The following is a 19,196-nucleotide window of genomic DNA, read 5'->3' as shown; positions in this document are numbered from 1 at the left end:
CCCGGCCACCGTTCATGCCGAGGGCTGCCCGAGCGCCACCGACCGCGCGCATCCGCTGGGCACGATGCCGTGCCAGTCCAGGAACAGCACCGAGTCCCCCAGCGCTCCGCGGCCGGCCCGGTGGCTGATCGTCGGCGTTCGATAGTGGCCGTCGTAGTTCGCGTTGGACGTGCTGTCCTCCAGCCGCTCCTCGAGCCCAGGGAAATCACGCTTGACCACCACGGGGTCGGTGCCCTCCCTGGATTGGGCGGCCGCACCTGGGAACTCAACTGGACGAATGGACCTCACCCGCAGCGCCGCGGCGGGCACCGCCCCAAGGGCGGAACTTACGCGATCAAACCGATCACAGCGGTGACGAGGTTCGCGATCGGGGCGCCGACGTCGCCGACGAAGTCGGCCGTCTTCTGGAGCGAATCGCCGAAGACCTGGAGCACGTTCCTGCGCGGTGTGCCGGACAGCGCTTCCTCCTGGAAAGCGGTGAGGTCCCTGTTCACTTGCTCGGCCTCCGCGGCGGGCAGCCTGCTCGTCGTCAGTGCGACGGCTTCCGTGAGCTGCTTCAGCAATGCCTTGGCTTCGTCGGGCAGGTTCGAGCTGTCTATCCGGTTGAAACTGCTCGTCACGATGTTTCCGCTGCCGATGACGCCGTGGATGTCTCCGCCTGCGTGTGTGTGGAACTCGTTCACGGTCCCGCCTCTCCCTGCCATCACGATCCGGTCCGCGATAAAGACCGGCTGAGAACCGCCGAACGCCAGATTGTCGCTGTCCCAGCGGCCCAACCAGCCAGTGACGTTGTCGATGTGCGCCAGCTCGTCCGCCCGCTTCTCGCTCAGCATGTGCATTACGGTCCGCCATTCGTCCGCGGTCACGAGCTGCTCTGCCTCGTATGCGGCAGCCAGGAGCGGATCCTGGTCGAATCCGTACTTCCGCGGGCTAGACAGCAGGTCGAGTCCTCGGTTCAGGGACCGCGCCACCGCCTCGGGGCTCCTGCCGTCCTGCGCCGATCTGGTGAGGAAGCGGAGTACGAGTCGCACGCACTCGTACTCCGTGTGGAGACGGAACAGATGGATCCGGAGCCGGCGCAGGGCGTCCTTGTCCGGACTCGGGACCTTCCGTTCGAGCAGCCAGACGCCGACCAGCGTTCCGCGGAAGCTCACCCAGCAGTGCGCCAGCACCACCCCGATGTCCTGCTGCAGGTCCACGACCTTGGCGTCCGGAGGCCGCTCGGCCTCCTTGGACGTGTAGTCGGCCAGCAGCAGCGGCCGGCCGGGCTGTAGCCAGGAGCGGTCGACTGCGGGGGTGGAGGTGGGGAATCTGGTGGTCGCCCGGAGTATGTGCGCCGTGAGCGGCTTTCCGGACTGTCCGAGATGACAGGTGCTCCGTCGGTCGCCATCACCGCAGGACGTGATGGCGATGGGAATATCGAGCCAGTTGATCAGGAGTGCGATGAAGTCCTGGCTGGCCAGTCCTGCCCGCCCCTGTCGTCCTGATCTTCCGCCCGCGATGGCTAGCTCGAACCGGGTAGTGACGAACCCGTCTGTGATCAGCCGCCGGTAGGCGCACGCGAAACCGGAGGTGCGCTCGTCCCCAGGCAGGAGGGGGAATGCCGAGAAACTCGGAGGGAAGCGGAACACGCTCGCGGCATCGCAGAAGACACCCTCACCGATCCAGGGGACCAAGCCGCCCAGTTTCCGGCGGCGTACCGGTCCGGTCGACCTGACGAACTCGCCCGACTGCGCCAACGGCCAGCATGGAACGTCGAGTCGGCGGGTCTCCTGGGCCAGGAGAGGGCGCAGGTCGGCGATCGGGAATTGTGTTGCCAGGAACACCCGCGATCACCTCTTGTGAAGGGCGCTGGGCTTCCCTCGTTGCCGAACGCGGAAGGAAGCCCGCCTGCGGCGTCCTATCGGATTTGAACCGATGACACCCGTGTCCGTAGCACGGTGCTCGCCCTGCTTGAGCTGAAAGGCTCAGCCGCTGAGCTAAGAACGCTTTCGGCCGGAGAGCGTAACCGTCCCCAGGGGGACGGTTCCGTAATCTCCTGTGAATCAACCGTAGCCCCTGAGCGGATCTCCCGGCGACCTCGCGCCGTGCCTACTGAGGTTGCCAGTCTGTCGTCGGGTGGTGACGGTTCATGATCCCTGCGGTATGCCGGTGGGGTGAGATATCCGGAGGGTGGGGGCCTGACCGCTGAACGGCGGGCGTTTCGTGAGGGGATCCGGCTTCAGGCTGGCGAGAGGTTCGCGGCGGGTGAGAAGACCGCGGTGATCGCGAAAGAGCTGCGGGTGAGCGTGCGGTCGGTGGAACGCTGGCGTCATGCTGGCGCGAGGGCGGCCTGGAGGCCTTGAGGTCCGCCGGCCCGGCGAACTCCCCGACCGTCACCGATGCCCAGTTCACCGTGCTCGAGGAAGAACTCGGCAAGGGCCCGGCAGTGCACGGCTTCGACGATCAGCGCTGGACCCTGGCCCGAGTTCAGACAGTGATCCGCCGCCGCCTGGGCCCAGGCGAGGACGTCGTCGCGGCGGCAGTCCTCGCCGAGAATGGCCAGCCTGTCGGCCAGCTGGCCGGCGAGGTCGGCTGCCCTCTCCTGGGACTCCTTGCGGAGCAGGTGCCAGCAGGCATGAGCGTTGCGGGCTGTGCGGATCGTGTCGGCCTCGGCGCGGTATCGGGCGGCCTGGCAGCGCAGGGCGGTCGTGATGAGCCCCGTGGTCCCGTGCCAGTCGGTGTGCTGGCAGAGGGTGAGCCAAGCCCGGTCGGTCAGGACGGTGATGGTGGCGGCGTCCTCGCCGAACCAGCCAGCCAGCCAGCCAGCCAGCCAGGGCGGTCTACGGCTTGTAGGCGAGGGCGACCGCGGTGGGCAGGGGAAACGATCATGTTCCAGGGTGGGGCAGGTCGGCTCGACGGCGCGGGCGCACACGGGTCGCCCCCGCCAGGGTCGTCCGACGCGACGCCGACGATTCCACTCCCGCTGTCATCGCGGACGGGACGGTCGACGGCGCAACGGGCAGCACAAGAGCATCGTTCGAGGGCTACAGCGTCTTGCGGTGTGTCGGACCAGCCGGGCTCCCAGGGGCCACGGGGTGCTGCGGTGACGCGGGCGCCCGCCAGCGTCGTCCATCTGCCCCCTCGACCGGGGCCATGCCTGGTCAGGCTGCTCGGGCCACGGCCGGGCCGAAAACGTTGTCGAAGGAGTGGGCGCGGTGGGTGCTGACCAGGTGGTAGGCGCCGCTTGAGTGGCGCAGGGCGTGGTCGGTGTAGTGGAGAACTTCGGCGGGGGTGAGGACTTTGAGGTCGCCGAAGACGTAGTAGAGCGGGGTCGGGGAGTGGATGGCGGTGAAGTGGAGGCCGGCGTTGATGGTGGTGGTACTGATCGAATAGCGGCTGGTGTCGGTGCTGGGCATGTGGTCTTTCGCGTCGATGGTGACGAGTTCGCTGCCGCGGGCGGCGATCAGGTCGGGGAACTGCCGCAGGGCGGAGCGGGTCCGGCGCAGGGCTTCGCGGATAGCGTGGGGGTAGGTGCCCTGTCCGCAGGGATGGACGGTCCAGCCTCTGGCGCGCAAGGCGGCGGCGACTCGCTGTTCGTGCAAGTCCCCGACAGCCTTGCGTTGCTGCCACTGCGTCACGGTGGTTCCCCCTCCGACGAGTTCCGCATGCGTGATACGAACAGCTACCTTTTCGTATTCCCTCATCTCTGGCTATGATGCCGCACATGGCGGCATACGTTGACCCACGGTTTCGTCCCACGCTATGGCCCGGGACACCCGTTCCCACCCCGCAGTTGAGCCCCCTCACCGACGCGCGGGTCGATGGCGAGTGGATCGTCTGGAGCCCCCGGCTCCGCTCCCCCGGCGACGGCACTGTGTCACTGCCCGAGGACTTCTACCTGCGCGAATTCATGGATCTCGACCCCGCCGACCTCGAGGCGGTCGCCGTCATGATGCGCTCCTACGGGCATCTGGGGGGCAGCGTGGGGTCGTTGAGCCTCGACATCGAGGAACACGAGCACTTCACCGCGCTGGCGGACAGCCTCCACCCCGAGCGCGGCCCGTTCGCCCTTCACGGCGAGCTGGCGACGCTGTTCGTCTCCGAGGCCCAGGACGCCATCGCCACCTGGCTGGCTCTGCGTCACGAGGGCGGACTGGACGCACTCGTCGAAGCCGAGGCCACCGAAGAAGAGCTCGCCCGGTGGCAGGCCGCCAACAGCGACAAGGCGGAGACGTGGCCGCGCGACCTGGACCACATGCGCGAGGAGCTGCTGGCGCTGAAGGTCAGCGACCTGGCCAGCACCCTCAACGCGGCCCTGGAGCCCTTCAGCATCGGCATCGGCGGCCTCGAAGACCGCTACCCCACCCTCTTGGCCGTGGTGTTCCTCCAGCTGTACAACCACCTCGCCGAGGACGCCACCATCCGCGAATGCGCCAACGAGAACTGTCGGCGGCCCTTCGTCCGCCAACGCGGACGCGCTGAGTACGGCCAGAACCGCACCACCGGCGTCAAGTACTGCACCCGTGAATGCGCCCGCGCCCAAGCCCAGCGCGAGCACCGGCGCCGCCGGAAACTGCAGCCCGCCCCACACCAGCCCAGGTGACTTGTACGAGATCCGGGCTGAGCCCCTGCACTGGCCCCGCCCCGAGTGTCACCAACGACCGCCGACCCCGGGGCCTCCTCCTCCGGTCCTGGCCGTCCCGGAGGAGAACATGACCGGGCCTGCCTGTTGTGACCTCGTCGCGAGACCTTCGCGTCACGCCCGGTGACAGCTCTCGTGGGGCACCGGTGAAGCCCTCGACACCCTCCAGTGCCGCAGCAGGCTTCCGGCTGATGGCCTGCGTTCGTTGCCTTGGCACCGCTGTCATGCTGCGGCGAGGGCCAGGAGTTCTGGGACTCCGGCTGCGGTGCGGTAGGGCTGGAATTCGGGCACGAGCTCCTGGACGAGTCGTTCGCAGCGCGGGGCACCGATTCGGCGTGAGAGTCGGATGGCTTCTCCGGCGGTGTGGGCTGCCAGTTCGGGTTGCTTGAGCTTCAGGTGGCTGGCTGCCTGGTAGGCGAGGAAGACTCCTCGGGTCTTGTCACGGGTGGTAGGCAGAAGGGCTTGGCCCTCGCCGATGAGCTGGTGGGCGCGGGAGGGGTCCCCGAGGTCGAGGAGGGCTTGGCCGGAGTCGACGGCGAGGTCGGCTTCGGACATCCACGCGCACCATGCGGGCACAGGCAGGCCGGACGATGCGCCGAGGTGGCGCTCAGCTGCGGCGAGGGCACGCAGGGCGGGCTGCTTCTCTCCCTGCGCGGCAAGGGTGCGGGCGAGGCGGAGGTGGAGGAGGGAGCGGGCGGCGGGGTGCTGGGTGCGTTTGAGGGCGTGCTGGAGGATTCCGGCGGCTGTGGTGTGGTCCTTGCGCCAGGCGGCTTGATAGGCGAGGTCGCCGAGCATGGCGGCGCCGAGGTCGGGGTCGTCGGTGGCGTGGGCGCTGTGGAGGCCGGCGATCCAGAGTTTGCTGGCCGCGGTGTGGTGGCCGTGGTCGAAGCGGTGCCAGGCGACGGTCTGGGCAAGGGTTGTGGCCAGGATGTGGAGGCGCAGTCCGGTGGTGCGGTCGTAGCGGCTGTGGGCGATGAGTTCTGTGACGGTCGTGAGGTGGGCGTCCAGCAGGGCTGACACGTGCTGCCGTTGCTCGGTGACTAGGCTGTTGAGCTGTCGGCTGGTGTCCTCCAGCAGGGTGACCGTGTCCTCGCCGACGAGTTTGCTGCCCTCCGACTGTGCGGCGAGCGCGATCCCTCCGCTGGTGGCCCAGGCGGCGGCCAGTGTGGTGAGGGCGGTGCCGGAGATGGTGAGGAAGGTGCGGCGTTCCATGGCGGTGTTGAGGGCCTCTCGCAGGGCGGTGACGGTGCTGGACGGGCCGAGGGGGACGACGCCTCCGTCGCTGCCGGGCAGCCAGTTCGGCCAGTTGCCGGGGTCGACCAGCTCGACGGGTAGCCCCAGCGCTTCAGCGATGTAGATCTGCGTTTCGGGTTCCGGGGTGACCCCTAGAACTTCCCACTTGCGGACCCGGTGCTTGTCGGTGCCCGAGCGCAGTCCCCGGCGCTGCGCCGCCGCGGCGATGAGGTTCGCCAAGTCGACCCGGGTCAGGCCTTTGAGCGCGCGCCGGTAAGCCAGCGGATGCGAATGCTCGGTCACGTAATCAGTCAAGCACTCCCTGTGGTTTCCAAGGGGCCGTTCCAGGGGGCGGGACCCCCGCGGGACCCCCGTCTGGCCATCGCATCGGACGTGCTGGTGCCCGAAGCTCGATCCTCTGATCGGCCGAACGATCTGCTCGGCCTGGTGCCTGGCCTTGGCACCTGTCCCCCGCCCCCTCGCAGATGAAGGGACCTCTCATGCCGTTTCGCGCTGGTGCCCGCTCGGGCGCCTTGTCACTCGTGCACGACGGTTGTCCGGACGGGACTGCGGCAGCCTCGATGCTGCAGACCTCCCCGTACCTTTCCAGCGTTCGTCCGAGCACCTGCTCCGACCTGGTGTATCTGTCGGACACCGCCGGGCCTAAGGCCCCCACGGGCTCTCCGCCTCTGGAGAGCACTGTGTTCGGGGTCGTGGGTCTGGACCGGGTGATCGTGTGGCAGGACGACGCTGAGGTACTCCAGCTCCTGCGGTACGCCTCCGAACGCCCCCACGACAGCAGTGAGCTCTCGGCCCGGTTCGGGGCCAGCCGGGTGGCGGCGGCGGTGGCACGAGAGTGGCTACAGGATCCCGTGGAGCTGTGCCGGTCGTACCGGATCGAGTCCGGGGAGATCGAGGTGACGGCCCACTGCAACTGGGGCTGCGTCTCCTGCCCGGTGGCGACCGACCCCAAGCCGCTTCGGACCATGCCGATGAGCCTGTTCGAGGAGATCGTCGGCAAGCTCACCGCGGCCGGCGCCTCGTACGTGACGTTCCAGTTCTTCAACGAGCCGACCCTGGACCGGTACTTCTCACAAAGGCTGGAGGTCCTGGCCCATCACGGGATGCCGCTTGCTCTGTACACGAATGGTTCCGCGCTGACCACGGCGAAGATCGAGGATCTGAAGCGCACCGGGGTGCTGAAGGACCTGATCGTGAACATCCCCGCGGTCGACGAGGCCGAGTTCGCCGGGCTCACCGGGTCACGGAGCTACCACCACACGATGGGCAACACTGAGGCTGCCCTGCGCGCGGGGCTGCCGGTGCAGGTCGTCGTCAACGGGGTCGGCGCGCGTCGGGAGCGCAACCTCGAAGAGGTCGAGCGGCACTTCGTTCCGCTTGGCGCGCAGGTGTACCCGAGCCTGACGGGTGACCGGGCCGGTGAGCTGGGCGGCGAGTACGCCCAGGACGTCCGGGTGGAAGGGCGGCTGACTGGCTGCGGCTGGCCGGTGCAGCACGTGAACATCTCCGTGACCGGGGCCTTGTTCCTGTGCTGCAACGACTACTACCAGCGAGAGGTGTTCGGCCACGTCGGGGACGGTTCGATCGACGAGCTGATGTCCGGCGAGCCGGCGGTCGCGCTGCGCCGCAAGGTATTCGGCGTCGATGCGTCCCCGGAGGACTTCCTGTGTCGACGCTGCCACAACCAGCTTCCCGACTTCCCCGCCAGGGACTTCAGGCCAATCGCGACCTTCGGATAGAGGGAGGGCTCCCATGCGTGATCCGGTGCGGATCTGGTACGTGGCCGGCCAGCGGCTGTGCAATCTGGCCTGCGACTACTGCGTGTCCATCGGCGACTGGGCCAAGAGCTCCCGCCATGACTGGAAGAACCCTGAGGACCGCGAGGTCTACGAGCGGGTGGTGACCTGGATCGGGAGACGCCCCTACCCGGTGAAGGTCCGGCTGGGCACCCTCGGCGAGCCGTTCGCGAGCACCTTCTTCCTGGAGAGGGCGGCCTGGCTGACCCGGCAGAGCGGCGTCGAGCATGTCGAGCTGGTCTCCAATGCGATCCTGCTGCCCCGTCGGCTGCCCAGGCTGGAGGCAGCGGCCAACTTGGGCAAGCTCTCTCTGTGGCTGACCTGGCACGATGGCCAGGCCGACCTTGGCAGGTTCATCGCCGCTGCCTCCTTCGCACAGGAGACCTTCGGCTGCTTCGTCGTCGTCAACGCCCTGCTGTTCGAGGACAACGCGGACGCTGTGGCCCGCGCCCGGGAGGCCGCCCGCGCAGCCGGGCTGCGGTTCAACGTCGACCTCGGCTATGACCCGACCGCCGCCACCGACCCGCAGGATCCGTCCAACGCGGTCCCCGCTCTCAAGGCCGGCAGTGCCCTGGAAACCCTGGCCCGCCTCGGCGGAAACCGGGCGCTCGCCGAGACGGCCCTGATCGCACTGACGTCCTGCCAGGGCATGCCCTGCAGGGCCGGCCACGACGCAGTGTTCATCGACATCCATGGCCAGGCCTACCGCTGCTCCAACTATTCAGCCCAGGAGCGCCCGCCGCTGGGCAGCGTCCTGACCGACGGCTTCGAGCTGCCGCTGCGCCCCGGCCCCTGGGCCCCGTGCGCGGCCGCTGGCGGCTGCGGCAACAAAGAGGACTTCCTCAACCTCCAGATCGCCGCCCCGCTGCGCCCCGACACGGTCCCCAGCCTCGGCTGGACCGACGCCTGATCTACCGCCCCCGCTCTGGAAGGAGCCCGCTCTCGTGCTCATCAGCAACTTGGCCTGGCCCGACCTGCAACCCGGCCCCGAAGAACACGTCATCGTGCCCATCGGCGCCCTTGAACCGCACGGCCCGCACCTGCCGCTCGGCTCCGACACCATGATCAGCGACCACTTCGCCCACCGGCTCGCCCACGACATCGGCGGCCACATCGCCCCCACCCTCGGCTACGGCGTGGCCACCCCCTCACAGCGGCTCGGCGGCACCTTCCCCGGCGTCATCAGCATCAGCGGCGCCACCTTCACGGCCATGGTCACCGAGGTCCTCGCCTCTCTGGCGCGTCACGGCTACCGCCGCATGGTCCTGGTCAACTCGGCCATCGACAACATCAGCTTCCTGTGCGAGGCCGCCCACGACCTGGCCGAACGGACCCCTGGGGTGCGGGTGATGATCGTGAACTGGTGGGACGTCGTCGGCGAGGACTTCCGTGACGCCCTCGCCCGCGAGAGCGGCACTGCCCGCCGGGATGACCACCATGCCGGAATGGTCGAGTCCAGCCTCGTCATGCACATCAGCCCGCGCACCGTCCGCACCGACCGGCTACCCGTCGACGGCGGCATGGAGCAGCCCCGCCGGATCAGCTACCACCTGTACCCGCAGCCGGCCGACACCGCGACCAGTAGCGGCATCGTCTACACCGCGGCCGGGGCGGGCGCCGAGCTCGGCGAGCGGGTCGCCGACCAGGTCGCCCGACAGCTCGCCGACGCCGTGCGCCGCGAGTTCGCCGCACCCCTTCCGTCGTGACCCCGGACACCGCCCGGGCCCGCCCGGGGACATCTCGCAGAAGGAGAGCCACTTCGATGACGTCTTCCAGCGACCAGCTGTACGTGTTCTCCCCGTCGGCTTCCTACCCCCGCCCGCTCGCATGCGTCATCGACGAGCGGGCCCGGCTCGTCCACGCCTGGTCCAGCCCCATAGGCCAGCCCGATATCGAGACCAGCCCGCCGTCCTACCTGCGGGGCTGGAACCACGTCGAGGTCGGGCCCGACGGCAGCCTGTACGCGATGGTGCCGCTGCACGCCCTGCTCAAGCTCGCTCCGGACTCCGCCCTCACCTGGCGGGCCGATCTCCCCGCCCATCACGACCTCGCCCTCAGCCCCGCCGGTGAGATCTACGTCCTGACCGAGGAACCCCGCCCCGTGCCCTGCACCGGCGGCTCCCACGTCCTGCTGGACAACTCCGTCACCGTCCTCGGTCCGGACGGGCAGCTGCGGGCCGCGCACTCCCTGTACGAGATCCTGACCACCGACCCCCGGCTGGAGACGCTGATCACCGGCGTGATCGACGAGCATCGGGCGGCTGGACGGACCGCGGACCCTGCCGCCCTCGGCCCGCGGCTGGAAGGAGCGAACGGCTGGAGGCGCGGCCGCGATATCTCCCGCCTGCTCCGGGCCCGGCCCGGATCGCCCAGCGACATCCTCCACACCAACACCGTCGAGATCCTTACCACCGGCCACCCCGCCGGGCTGTGGACGGCCGGGAACGTCCTGGTCTCGCTGCGCAACCTGAACCTGATCGCCGTTCTGGACCTCAGCGCCCGCGCGGTGCGCTGGTGGTGGGGGCCCGGCGAACTGTCCGGCCAGCACCAGCCCTCCGTGCAGCCCGACGGCACGATCCTGGTCTTCGACAATGGCCGGGGCCTCGGCCGATCCCGCGTCCTGGAGATCGAGCCGCTCACCCAGGGCATCACCTGGCAGTACGAGCCGGGCCTGTTCTGCGAGATGGCCGGCGGCTGCGAGCGCCTCGACGACGGAACTGTCCTCATCAGCGACGCTCAGGCCGGCCGCGCCCTGATCGTAGACCGCGACGGCCGCGAGCGGTGGACCATTCAGGTCTCAACCCGCGCCACGTCCGCCGGACGTTCCCGCGCGGAGTTCTACCGCCTCTCCGCCATACCCCGCCCCTCCGCCGGCTTCCTGGGCGCCGGTGACCGGCAGGCCCGCACTCTGGCCGAGTCCCAGGTCAGCTGCCACGTCGACCAGAGCGTCCAGGGTGCCCTGTGATCAGCGTGATCGTCCCGACGCGGGACCGCCCCGGGCCGCTGCACCGCGCCCTGCGCAGCCTCGCCCGCCAGACCTACCGCCACTTCGAGGTCATCGTCGCTCGCGACGGCGGCATGCCCGTCGAGCAGGTCATCGCCCGCTGGCAGCGCGAGATGCCCATCACCCTCCTCGACGGCGACACCCCGCACGGGGTCTCCCATGCCCGCAACCACGCTCTGGCCGTGGCCCAGGGCGAGAACGTCGCGCTCCTGGACGACGACGATGTCTTCCTGCCCCACCACCTCCAGGCCGCCGACGACGCCCTGCGCACCGGCCGGGCCGACACCGTCTACGGCCAGGCCCTCGTCAGCCCCACCTGGATCGAGGACCTGCCACGCGGCACCCACGGCCTGCCGCGCAAGGACTACCCCTTCGACGCCACGTTCCTCGGGGTCGCGAACACCATTCACACCGGGTCGATCGTCGCCCGCAACCCTGCGGCCTCCCCGGTTCGCTTCGACGAGACGCTGCAACACTGCGAGGACTGGGACTTCCTCCTCGCCCTCCACCACACCGCCGGCCATCGCTTCGCCCGCCTCGACAGCATTACCAGCGTCTACCACCAGGTCCCCCGCCCCGGCGCGGTCGCCTCCGCCTACCGGACCAGCCCCACCCCCTTCACCCTCGCCCGGGACACCCTCTACCGGCGCTGGCCAACCGCCGGAGACCTCGCAGAGGAGTACCGGCAGTGGTTCCGCCACTTCGACCAGCGACTCGATGCCCGCATCGCCCTGGGCATGCCCGCCCCGGCCCACGTCTACGAACACGCCGTCCGCGGCCTGCACGCCACCTTCACCGCACACCGCCCGCCCGACCATGCCCTCCTCGACCGTCTACTCCCCCACGGCCTCGTCTCCTGGACCGAACGGCCTGAGACAGACATCCCGCTGAAGGGAGCCGTGCATGCAGCCCGCTGACGCACCGTACGACGGCTTCGCCGACACCTTCGCCCGCGAGGCCGCCGTCAGCCCTAACAACGCGCACTACGACCGCCCCACCGTCCTCGGTCTCCTCGGCGACGTGAACGGCCTGCGCATCCTGGACGGCGGCTGCGGCCCCGGCCTGTACCTCTCCGAGCTCGCCGCGCGCGGAGCCGACACCGTCGGCATCGACCAGAGCTCGGACATGGTCCGCCTCGCCCGCGAGCGCCTCGGTTCGCTCGCCCACATCCGCCAGCATGACCTCGACGCGCCCCTCACCTGGGCCGCCGACGCCAGCTTCGACATCGTCCTGCTCGCCCTGGTCCTCCACTACGCCCACGACCGCGTCCGCACCCTGACTGAGCTCACACGCGTCCTACGGCCCGACGGGAGGATCATCATCTCCACCAGCCACCCCACCGCGGACTGGCTCGCAGACGGCGGCAGCTACTTCGACGCCCGCCACGTCAAGGAATCCTGGTCCGGCGGCATGACCCACCACTACTGGCGTCAGCCCCTCCAGGCATGGTTCGACGAGTTCACCGCCGCAGGCCTCGCCGTCGACCGTCTAGTCGAACACCGACCCGCGCACTCGATGACCCGCCACCACCCGACCGAGTACGAGAAACTGGCCCACCAGCCCGGGTTCATCGCCTTCCAGCTTCACAAGCAGCCAGGTGCCCCAGATCTCCGTCCTGACCAATCGTGATTGCCTGCATCGGAGTGCCGCCCATGCAAAACCGCCCGACCCTCGTCGTAGTCAGCGGCCCTCCCGCCACGGGGAAGACCACGCTCGCCCGCGCCCTCGCCGTGCAGCTGGGCTGTCCGGCGATCATCCGCGACGAGATCAAACAGGGCATGGTCATGAGCACCCCAAATCACCAGACCGCCGACGACGACCCCCTCAACATCCCCACGCTGGACGTCTTCTTCAGGACCATCACCGTCCTCCTTCAGGCAGGGGTCACCCTCGTCGCGGAGGCGGCCTTCCAGGACCGGCTCTGGCGACCAGGCCTGGAGCCCCTCCTGGACCTCGCCGACCTCCGCATCATCCGATGCGTCACGCCCACCTCGACCATCACCGAACGCATCACCGAACGCGCCCGCACCGACAGCCACCGGGCGGCCCACGGCGATCAGGCCCTCCTCGCCGACATGGAAGCCGGCACCTACGACCCCGAGCAGTTCAAGGCCATCAGCCTCGACGTCCCGACCCTCGTCGTGGACACATCGGACGGCTACACGCCCGGAACCCACGAGATCCAGGCATTCCTGCGAACACCACAACCGTCATTCAGCCCTCGGAAATAGGTCCACGGCAGAAGCTGACCAAGCGCGGGCCGCAGCTGCCGACGGCGCTCACACGTACGCGTTCTGAGCCCCTCGGTCGATGCCGGTGGTCAGATCCTCAGGGAAGAGGCGCTCATCCGGGATCCACTGGCTTCCCGGATCTCCAGCAGCATCAGCACCCAGCCCGCACCACACGACCAGCCTCGGTCGGCGCAAGTGCAGACTGCTGTCGACGCCTAGTCTGCCCACGCCCCACCCCGCCTTCCTCGGACATGCGCCACGAGGCCACTTCAGGTGCCATGGAGAGATGGCAGAAGATCAGTCACGCCTCCGCCGAGACGGCCCACGGCCGCGGGCCAGCGAAGGCCGCCGGCACGCGTCAAGGACGTCGCCGTGGCTCATTGCTGGCTCGCTCCTGCCGGGCATTGCTGCCGCTGTCGCGCTGATCTTCACGTGGAGACATGGCATCGACACCGCGGAGCAGGGCAACAACGAGCTACGGGTCGCGGAGCAGGGCCAGATTACGGAGCGGTTCACCGCAGCCATCGAACAGCTTGGCGAGGATGACGAGGAGCTGACTTTCGGCGGCATTTACGCGCTGGAGCGGATCATGGAGGACTCGACGCGTGACCAGCCGCGCATCGTGTCGGTGCTCTCAGCGTTTGTCCGGTCCCACTCCCCCGTCCCCACCAGTGGTTTCGCCGTGCTCAAGGCAGGATCCGGGCCCCCTGACCTCCCGCCCACCGTCCTGGCCGTGATCCGGGTACTGGCAGACCGCCCACCCGGCCGGGACGGCTCCGGATATGTCGACTGGTCCGGCAGCGACCTGCGAGGCCTCCAGCTCTCGCCGCAGAGCAACGTGCCGGGGAGACCTCCCTCGGTGCCCCCGCTCCCGTTCGGCGGAACCAGACTGAAAAACTCTGACCTTCGCGGCTCCCACTTCAGAGATATGGACCTCAACAGGGCCTTCCTCAACGATGCGCGTATGGCCCATGCCACCCTCACCCGGGTGAACCTCACCGGCGCGGACCTGACGGGGGTGCACGCCGAGAAGGCCCTCGTGCGCGACTCCGTACTAAAGAAGGCGATTCTCAATGATGCGCAGCTCGCGGGAACCCGGTTCGTCCGTGCCGACCTGAACGGCGCGTTCCTCGAGGAAGCAGACCTCAAGGACACCCGCTTCTCCTCCCTCGACGGAAGCGCTTCCACCCCCGCCCAGGCTGGCCGCCTCGCAGGAGCGCACATGGAGAACGCTGACCTGACCCGCTCCTACCTTTTCAACGCAGACTTGACGGGCGCCGACCTCCGCAACGCGGACCTCACCTCTGCCGAACTGGGTGGCGTAAACCTGTGCAACGCAAGGCTGAACAACGCACAGCTGTCGTACCCGCCGGACCTTCCGGAGGGCAGGGCCAAGCTCGGCGCGAACCTCACGGGCGCCGACCTGCGCAATGCCGACCTCAGCCACGCCAACCTTGCCGGCGCGCTACTGACGGGCGCCGATCTCCGCGGAGCCACCCTGCTCAGCACCGACCTCACAGGCGCAACTCTGGCCGGCGCCGATCTAACCGGCGTCGACCTCAGCAACGCCATCGGACTCCCACCCGACGTTGGCGAAGCAAAGCCCCTGCCACCACCCAAGCCCCGTCGACCCTGCCCGCCTACCTCGCCGAACTCGCTGTCTCGTCCAACGGCGTAGTGGACTTTCCCTGAGCGTTGCTTGGTCCGGCCTGCGTGTGGAGGGAGCTGGACCGGCTCCGGCAGCCGACGAGCCCTGCATGTACGTGACTGGCTGGGTCGAGACCAAGTTCCGCTGGGGTCTGGCCTCCGACGACCGGGGTGCGTAGCGCTCCTTCGGGCTAGCAGAGGACTGTTCTGGCGCCACCGTCACCGACGAGACCGTCCTTATCGACACTGGGTAGACGGGCCCGTTCCTACAGAGGTAGGGCCAGCTGGGATCCGATTCGGAATCGCATTTCCTGCAGCTTGGCGGACCTCCTCGGGCTGTGCGGCATCGTCCAGCAGCCCGAGGAGGACTATCAAGGCCCTCGCTTCGTCCTCACTGATCAGCTTCAGGCGCGGCTCGGTGAGCCCGTCGAGGAGCACGTCCATGCCAGGAACAACGCCGGACTGCGCCGCGCGTCACCTGCGTGGTGCGGGGACTACCGATGGCGTTGCCCGAGGGCAAGCTCGTCCAACGCGCGGCAGTCCTCGCTCGGTCACTGCTCGGCCATCCTGCTTCGGCGATGAAGGGCCAACTGCTTCAGGGCGCGCGGCCGGTTGCCGAGGTCGAGGTCGCGGAGAACCGTCAGGCCCTCCGTCAGCGGGCTCCAGGCCCGCTTCGCATCCGTACTCGCAAGCCCAAGCGCGGGCGCGGCCCACGGATCGGCGGCCTCCCGCACCTGCGGCGCAGCAGCAGGCGCGCCCGGGGGCAGCTGCGGCGGCGGGCGCCGCAGGCGCGGGGGCCACCAGGGCGGGGCTGGCAGCGGAAGCGGGGCCGGGGCCGGAGGCCGGGGCCGGGGCGGCAACAGCGGCCGCCGAGGGAGTCGCTGCCGGGGAGTTGGTGGCGGCCGCGGTGACGGCGGCGACGGCCTGGTCGACACCGCCCCGGCGCGGTGGGCGTCGGTGAGGATCCGGGCGACGTCGATCCCGGCGGCATCGAGGCGGCCTATCGCGGCGGCAATGTCCGGCCGCGCCAGGAACGCGAGGAACGCGTCGCGGACCAGGCCCTCGGGCATCGTCGTCTTGGGGCTCCGCCGCCCAGCAATCGGTGCCAGGGCTTTGGTGACTACCACGTCCGCTTCGGGGATCAGCCTGTCCACGCCCGCTGCGTCACAGTCGGGGCCAGCCACGAAGGGGTGGTCGCCCTCGCAGGGGCAACGGTGGGCCCGGTAAAGGAGTACCGCCGATGTCAGCGGGCGGGATGGCGGTCGAGCCGTGCCAGGACCTCCATCGCGATGGCGTGGACCGAGGCAGGGTCGACGCAGGCAAGCGCCTCCAGGCAAGTCCGCCATCCGCCGCTCAGCAGGGCCCGGGCGAGGCGCTGGCGCGCCTGTTCCGGCTGAACCCCCATGGCCAGGTCGCACAGCAGCTCTTCGGGATGTTCGATCTCGGTCATCGAGCGGGCGAGGTCGTCCATGTCGTCGGCCAGCTTCCCTGCGGGCTCGGTCAGCCCTGCCCGGGCCAGCGCCGTGGCGACCCCGGCCAACGCCCGACCTCGGGCGCGCCGATCCGTGAGCGAGCCGCCCAGCGCCTCGGCCCGGTCGGTCCACCCCGCACTCGCCATGGCCACGGCGATGTCCGCTCGCACCCAGTCATCGGCATGGCGGTCCGCGACCGAACCCATGATCGCCGCCGCCTCCTCGGCCAAGGCCCGCGCACGCCCGGTGTCGCCGGCGTCGGCAAGCATCCGTGCGACGGTGGCCACGATGTCTGCCCGCAGGAAGGGCACCAGCCCGTTCCCGATGTCCAGGGCAAACTCGAGCCCGCCGGCCGCCGCGAGCGCACCTGCCAACTCGCTGAGCCGCCAGGTCTCCAGATCGGCATGTCGGTCGCTGCGTCTGGAGTCGTAGGCGTAGGCGCGTGCGGTGTAGGCGCCGGCCTCCTCGCGGCGGCCGGCCTTGGCGAGAGCGGCGGCAATACCGGCAAGTGCCAGCGCCTGGCTGTCCGCTGCCCGGATCGTGGCGGCGAAGGTGTTCGCCCGCTCGATGTCACCGGACCGGGCCAGTGCCACCACGACGCTCTTTTGAGCCGTCGAGTACTGCCACGAACCCCTGTCCGAGGCCTGGAGGAGGAGATTCTCCGCTCTGTGCGCCACCGGCAGGGCACGGTCAGGGGCGCCCGCGGCAACGAGGCCGACGGCGAGGCAGGCGAGGGTCTCCGCCTGTGACAAGGGCTCGGGTGAGCGGGCGGTTGCCTCGGCTTCTTCCGCCGTCGCGCGTGCGCGGTCGGTGAGCCCCGCATCCGCCATGGCGCGGGCGACGCGGGTGAGCGCAGTCGCCCTGTTCCGGGAATCGCCCACCTCCAGGGCGCTCTGCTTCGCCCGCCCTACCAACTCGCTGGCCCGGGCGGCATTGCCGGCTGCCGCCAGTACCCGGGCCGCCCCGGCCAGCACCGTCGTGCGCTGGAACGGGTCGTGGGAGCGAGCCAGTGCCTCGGCTGCCTCGGCGCGCGCGACGGCGGAGATCGAGTCGCCCACGGCTGCCTGTGCCTGCGCCAGGGTGATCAGCAGCCACGCCTCGTCCATGACCCCGCCGAACCTGGTCACGAGATTCACGGCTCGTTCGACCGCAGTTCGGGCGCGCGGCATGTCACCCACCGCGACCAGCGAAAGTGCTTGTTCGACCAATGCCCCCATCCGGGCCTCGGAATCGTCCAGGGCTGAGATGATGGCCTCCGCCCGCTCAAGGGCGCCTACGTACGACATAACACCGACGATTTTGACCATCGCCCAACGGATGCCGTGGGCTGCCTCTTCGGCCTCCTCTGCCATGCGCAGGGCCAGGCCCAGGTCGCCGGCCGCGGCATACGCCCGGGCCGCAGCAGCAAGTGCGGGCCACCGGTCACCCATGGGGAAGTGGGTGAACGCTTCGGTCTGCCGGGCCAGGACGGTGGCCCGGTCGGAGTCGCCGGCACTGGCGTTGTGCTGCGCCACGGCGCTCAGCGGCACCGCTCGCGCGTGCAGAGGCATCGCCCAGGACAGAGCCTCGGCCCGGTTCACCTGGCCCAGTGCACACCAGACGCCGGGCAGGTCTTGGGGCATGTTCCAGTTGCGGCCCGACAGGGCGGCCTTGTGCACGCTGAGCCGGCCGAGTGCGACCAGATCGGGCGGGGTCCCGGCAGCAAGGGCATTGAGGGTGGTGTTGACCTCTTCCAGTGCGGCGGCATCGCCGCCGCTCAGATCGAGCATGCGGTCGTGACGGGCGGAGTCCACCGCGCAGGCGAACATCCGGTCCAGGTCGCCGGCCCCACGGACCAGCCGGAAGTAGCCGCGCAGCAGGTACTCGGGGCTGTGGGCGGGCCACTCGCGGGCCCGGTAGCCGTCGGCCCAAGTGTGCAGCCGCAGCCTGTAGGCGTGCAGGTAGCCGCCGGCTACGTCCTCGCCCCGGGCAACACCCGCAAGCGCATCCGCGTCTACGGCGCCACGCGCAAAGAGGCGCTGGCCAAGCTCACCGAGAAGATCGCCACCAGCAACCGCGGAGTTCCCGTCCCGTCCGCACAAGGCAGCGTGGCTGTGTACCTGACGTACTGGCTGGAGGCCGTCGCCGTCCACCAGCTCCGCGAGAACACCCACACCCGCTACACGGCTTGCGTCCGCCAGCACCTCATCCCTGGCCTGGGCAAGAAGAAGCTCGCCAAGCTCACCGCCAAGGACGTCCGCACCTGGCTCAACCAGCTCCGCACCACCTGCCAGTGCTGCGCCCGCAGCGTCGATGCCAGCCGTAATCAGCCCCGTTGCTGCGCCGCCGGAGCGTGCTGCTCCAAGCGGCTCTCCCCGCTGACGCTGGCGTACATCCACTCCGTCCTCAAGTCCGCCCTGGAGCACGCCGTCCGCGAGGAGGAGATCACGCGAAACGTGGCCCGCAACGTCCGCACCGGTACACCGCGTCCTCGTCGGTTCGAACCGCTCACGGCAGATGAAGCCCGCCAGTTCCTCGCTGCCGCCCGAGACGACCGCCTGCACGCGCTGTACGAACTCGCCCTCCGCACCGGCCTCCGCAAGGGCGAGCTTCTCGGCCTCCAGTGGGAAGACGTCGACCTCAGTGCCGGCACTGCCAGCATCCGCCGCACCCTCCAGCGCACCCAGACCGGCGGGCTGACCAGCCTGCCCACCAAAACCCGCGCGTCCGACAGGCGCATCGCCCTCCCGCGCGAGTGCATCCACTCGTTGAAGGAACACCATGAAGGTCAGGTAGCAGGACGTGAGGCGGCAGCGGAAGGCTGGAAGGACAACGGCCTCGTCTTCACCACGCTGGCGGGCGGGCCGATCGATCCCGCGAACTTCAATCGCAACTTCCGTGCCCTCCTCGATCGGGCCGGGCTCCGCCGCATCCGCTTCCACGACCTACGGCACTCAACCGCCACCCTGCTGCTGGAGCAAGGTGTCGAACTCGTCGTGATCAAGGAACTCCTCGGCCACGCACACATCGGCGTCACCGCCACCGTCTATGCCCACGTAAGGCTCCGCCTCCAGCGCGACGCCATCGACCTCCTCGGCCGTGCGCTCCACAACCCTGCCGAGGCGGTCGACACTCAGCTCTCTTGCACGTCGCCAGTCCGCTGACGTTGCCGTCAACTACTGCCGTCAA

The 19,196-nt window shown here is 69.5% G+C and carries 15 protein-coding genes, 1 tRNA gene and 2 pseudogenes; 11 read left to right on the top strand and 7 right to left on the bottom strand.

The features are described from left to right. Nucleotides 1–12: 12 nt before the first annotated feature. From ACZ3X1_RS33680 to ACZ3X1_RS33670, 3 genes are all read right to left on the bottom strand, one after another. Entirely contained in the window at nucleotides 13–222 is a 210-nt protein-coding gene (locus ACZ3X1_RS33680; RefSeq protein ID WP_467282821.1) for a hypothetical protein, read from the bottom strand. A gap of 104 nt (nucleotides 223–326) precedes the next feature. Next, nucleotides 327–1,826, bottom strand: coding sequence for a hypothetical protein (locus tag ACZ3X1_RS33675; RefSeq protein ID WP_467282819.1), 1,500 nt, complete (start codon nucleotides 1,824–1,826; stop codon nucleotides 327–329). A gap of 68 nt (nucleotides 1,827–1,894) precedes the next feature. After that, nucleotides 1,895–1,989, bottom strand: a tRNA-Arg gene (locus ACZ3X1_RS33670). A 167-nt stretch (nucleotides 1,990–2,156) separates the two neighbouring features. Between ACZ3X1_RS33670 and ACZ3X1_RS33665 the strand changes: the two are divergent. Further along, nucleotides 2,157–2,491: pseudogene (locus tag ACZ3X1_RS33665) on the top strand (helix-turn-helix domain-containing protein); the annotation flags it as partial. 652 nt (nucleotides 2,492–3,143) lie between these two features. Here ACZ3X1_RS33665 and ACZ3X1_RS33660 read toward each other — a convergent pair. Continuing rightward, the gene (locus ACZ3X1_RS33660; protein WP_467282817.1) at nucleotides 3,144–3,584 is read right to left on the bottom strand and encodes a hypothetical protein; all 441 of its coding nucleotides are present in this window, start codon (nucleotides 3,582–3,584) and stop codon (nucleotides 3,144–3,146) included. 191 nt (nucleotides 3,585–3,775) lie between these two features. Between ACZ3X1_RS33660 and ACZ3X1_RS33655 the strand changes: the two genes are divergently transcribed. Continuing rightward, nucleotides 3,776–4,585 carry a hypothetical protein gene (locus ACZ3X1_RS33655; protein ID WP_467282816.1) on the top strand — a complete coding sequence of 270 codons (810 nt, stop codon included), beginning with the start codon at nucleotides 3,776–3,778 and terminating at the stop codon, nucleotides 4,583–4,585. A 261-nt stretch (nucleotides 4,586–4,846) separates the two neighbouring features. Here ACZ3X1_RS33655 and ACZ3X1_RS33650 read toward each other — a convergent pair whose 3' ends face one another. Beyond that, the gene (locus tag ACZ3X1_RS33650; protein ID WP_467282814.1) at nucleotides 4,847–6,160 is read right to left on the bottom strand and encodes an XRE family transcriptional regulator; all 1,314 of its coding nucleotides are present in this window, start codon (nucleotides 6,158–6,160) and stop codon (nucleotides 4,847–4,849) included. 398 nt (nucleotides 6,161–6,558) lie between these two features. On the opposite strand from ACZ3X1_RS33650, the gene ACZ3X1_RS33645 reads away from it, so the two are divergent. The 8 genes from ACZ3X1_RS33645 (at nucleotide 6,559) to ACZ3X1_RS33610 (ending at nucleotide 14,587) form a co-directional block, all read left to right on the top strand. Further along, nucleotides 6,559–7,617, top strand: a complete 1,059-nt coding sequence (locus tag ACZ3X1_RS33645; protein WP_467282812.1) for a radical SAM/SPASM domain-containing protein — start codon at nucleotides 6,559–6,561, stop codon at nucleotides 7,615–7,617. 13 nt (nucleotides 7,618–7,630) lie between these two features. Continuing rightward, a complete protein-coding gene (locus ACZ3X1_RS33640; RefSeq protein WP_467282810.1) occupies nucleotides 7,631–8,584 on the top strand; it encodes a radical SAM family protein in 954 nt (317 codons plus the stop codon). A 34-nt stretch (nucleotides 8,585–8,618) separates the two neighbouring features. Then, a complete protein-coding gene (locus ACZ3X1_RS33635; RefSeq protein WP_467282808.1) occupies nucleotides 8,619–9,380 on the top strand; it encodes a creatininase family protein in 762 nt (253 codons plus the stop codon). A gap of 56 nt (nucleotides 9,381–9,436) precedes the next feature. Further along, entirely contained in the window at nucleotides 9,437–10,639 is a 1,203-nt protein-coding gene (locus ACZ3X1_RS33630; RefSeq protein WP_467282805.1) for an arylsulfotransferase family protein, read from the top strand. Next, on the top strand, nucleotides 10,636–11,595 hold the full coding sequence (locus tag ACZ3X1_RS33625; protein WP_467282803.1) for a glycosyltransferase family 2 protein: 960 nt from the start codon (nucleotides 10,636–10,638) through the stop codon (nucleotides 11,593–11,595). Before ACZ3X1_RS33630 ends, ACZ3X1_RS33625 begins: the two co-directional genes overlap by 4 nt. Further along, nucleotides 11,582–12,307, top strand: coding sequence for a class I SAM-dependent methyltransferase (locus tag ACZ3X1_RS33620; RefSeq protein WP_467282801.1), 726 nt, complete (start codon nucleotides 11,582–11,584; stop codon nucleotides 12,305–12,307). Before ACZ3X1_RS33625 ends, ACZ3X1_RS33620 begins: the two co-directional genes overlap by 14 nt. Nucleotides 12,308–12,330: 23 nt before the next feature. After that, the gene (locus ACZ3X1_RS33615) at nucleotides 12,331–12,909 is read left to right on the top strand and encodes a P-loop nucleotide/nucleoside kinase family protein (RefSeq protein ID WP_467282799.1); all 579 of its coding nucleotides are present in this window, start codon (nucleotides 12,331–12,333) and stop codon (nucleotides 12,907–12,909) included. A gap of 286 nt (nucleotides 12,910–13,195) precedes the next feature. Beyond that, nucleotides 13,196–14,587, top strand: a complete 1,392-nt coding sequence (locus ACZ3X1_RS33610; protein ID WP_467282797.1) for a pentapeptide repeat-containing protein — start codon at nucleotides 13,196–13,198, stop codon at nucleotides 14,585–14,587. A 520-nt stretch (nucleotides 14,588–15,107) separates the two neighbouring features. Here ACZ3X1_RS33610 and ACZ3X1_RS33605 read toward each other — a convergent pair. Continuing rightward, complete coding sequence (locus ACZ3X1_RS33605) at nucleotides 15,108–15,710, bottom strand: hypothetical protein (RefSeq protein WP_467282794.1); 603 nt, start codon at nucleotides 15,708–15,710, stop codon at nucleotides 15,108–15,110. Nucleotides 15,711–15,799: 89 nt separating this feature from the next. Next, nucleotides 15,800–17,797 carry a hypothetical protein gene (locus ACZ3X1_RS33600; protein WP_467282792.1) on the bottom strand — a complete coding sequence of 666 codons (1,998 nt, stop codon included), beginning with the start codon at nucleotides 17,795–17,797 and terminating at the stop codon, nucleotides 15,800–15,802. 174 nt (nucleotides 17,798–17,971) lie between these two features. Between ACZ3X1_RS33600 and ACZ3X1_RS33595 the strand changes: the two are divergent. Beyond that, nucleotides 17,972–19,171 (top strand): annotated as a pseudogene (locus ACZ3X1_RS33595) (tyrosine-type recombinase/integrase); the annotation flags it as partial. Nucleotides 19,172–19,196: the final 25 nt, after the last annotated feature.

Source organism: Streptomyces sp. NPDC023541, from assembly GCF_055559995.1.
Note: the sequence above shows the minus strand (reverse complement) of the source record. Positions and strands in the feature narration are given on the sequence as shown.

Coding starts and splice junctions, on each gene's coding strand:
- ACZ3X1_RS33640 (WP_467282810.1), top strand. CDS start 7,631: ATGCGTGATCCGGTGCGGATCTGGTACGTGGCCGGCCAGCGGCTGTGC.
- ACZ3X1_RS33630 (WP_467282805.1), top strand. CDS start 9,437: ATGACGTCTTCCAGCGACCAGCTGTACGTGTTCTCCCCGTCGGCTTCC.
- ACZ3X1_RS33620 (WP_467282801.1), top strand. CDS start 11,582: ATGCAGCCCGCTGACGCACCGTACGACGGCTTCGCCGACACCTTCGCC.
- ACZ3X1_RS33615 (WP_467282799.1), top strand. CDS start 12,331: ATGCAAAACCGCCCGACCCTCGTCGTAGTCAGCGGCCCTCCCGCCACG.
- ACZ3X1_RS33610 (WP_467282797.1), top strand. CDS start 13,196: ATGGCAGAAGATCAGTCACGCCTCCGCCGAGACGGCCCACGGCCGCGG.
- ACZ3X1_RS33600 (WP_467282792.1), bottom strand. CDS start 17,797: ATGCTCGATCTGAGCGGCGGCGATGCCGCCGCACTGGAAGAGGTCAAC.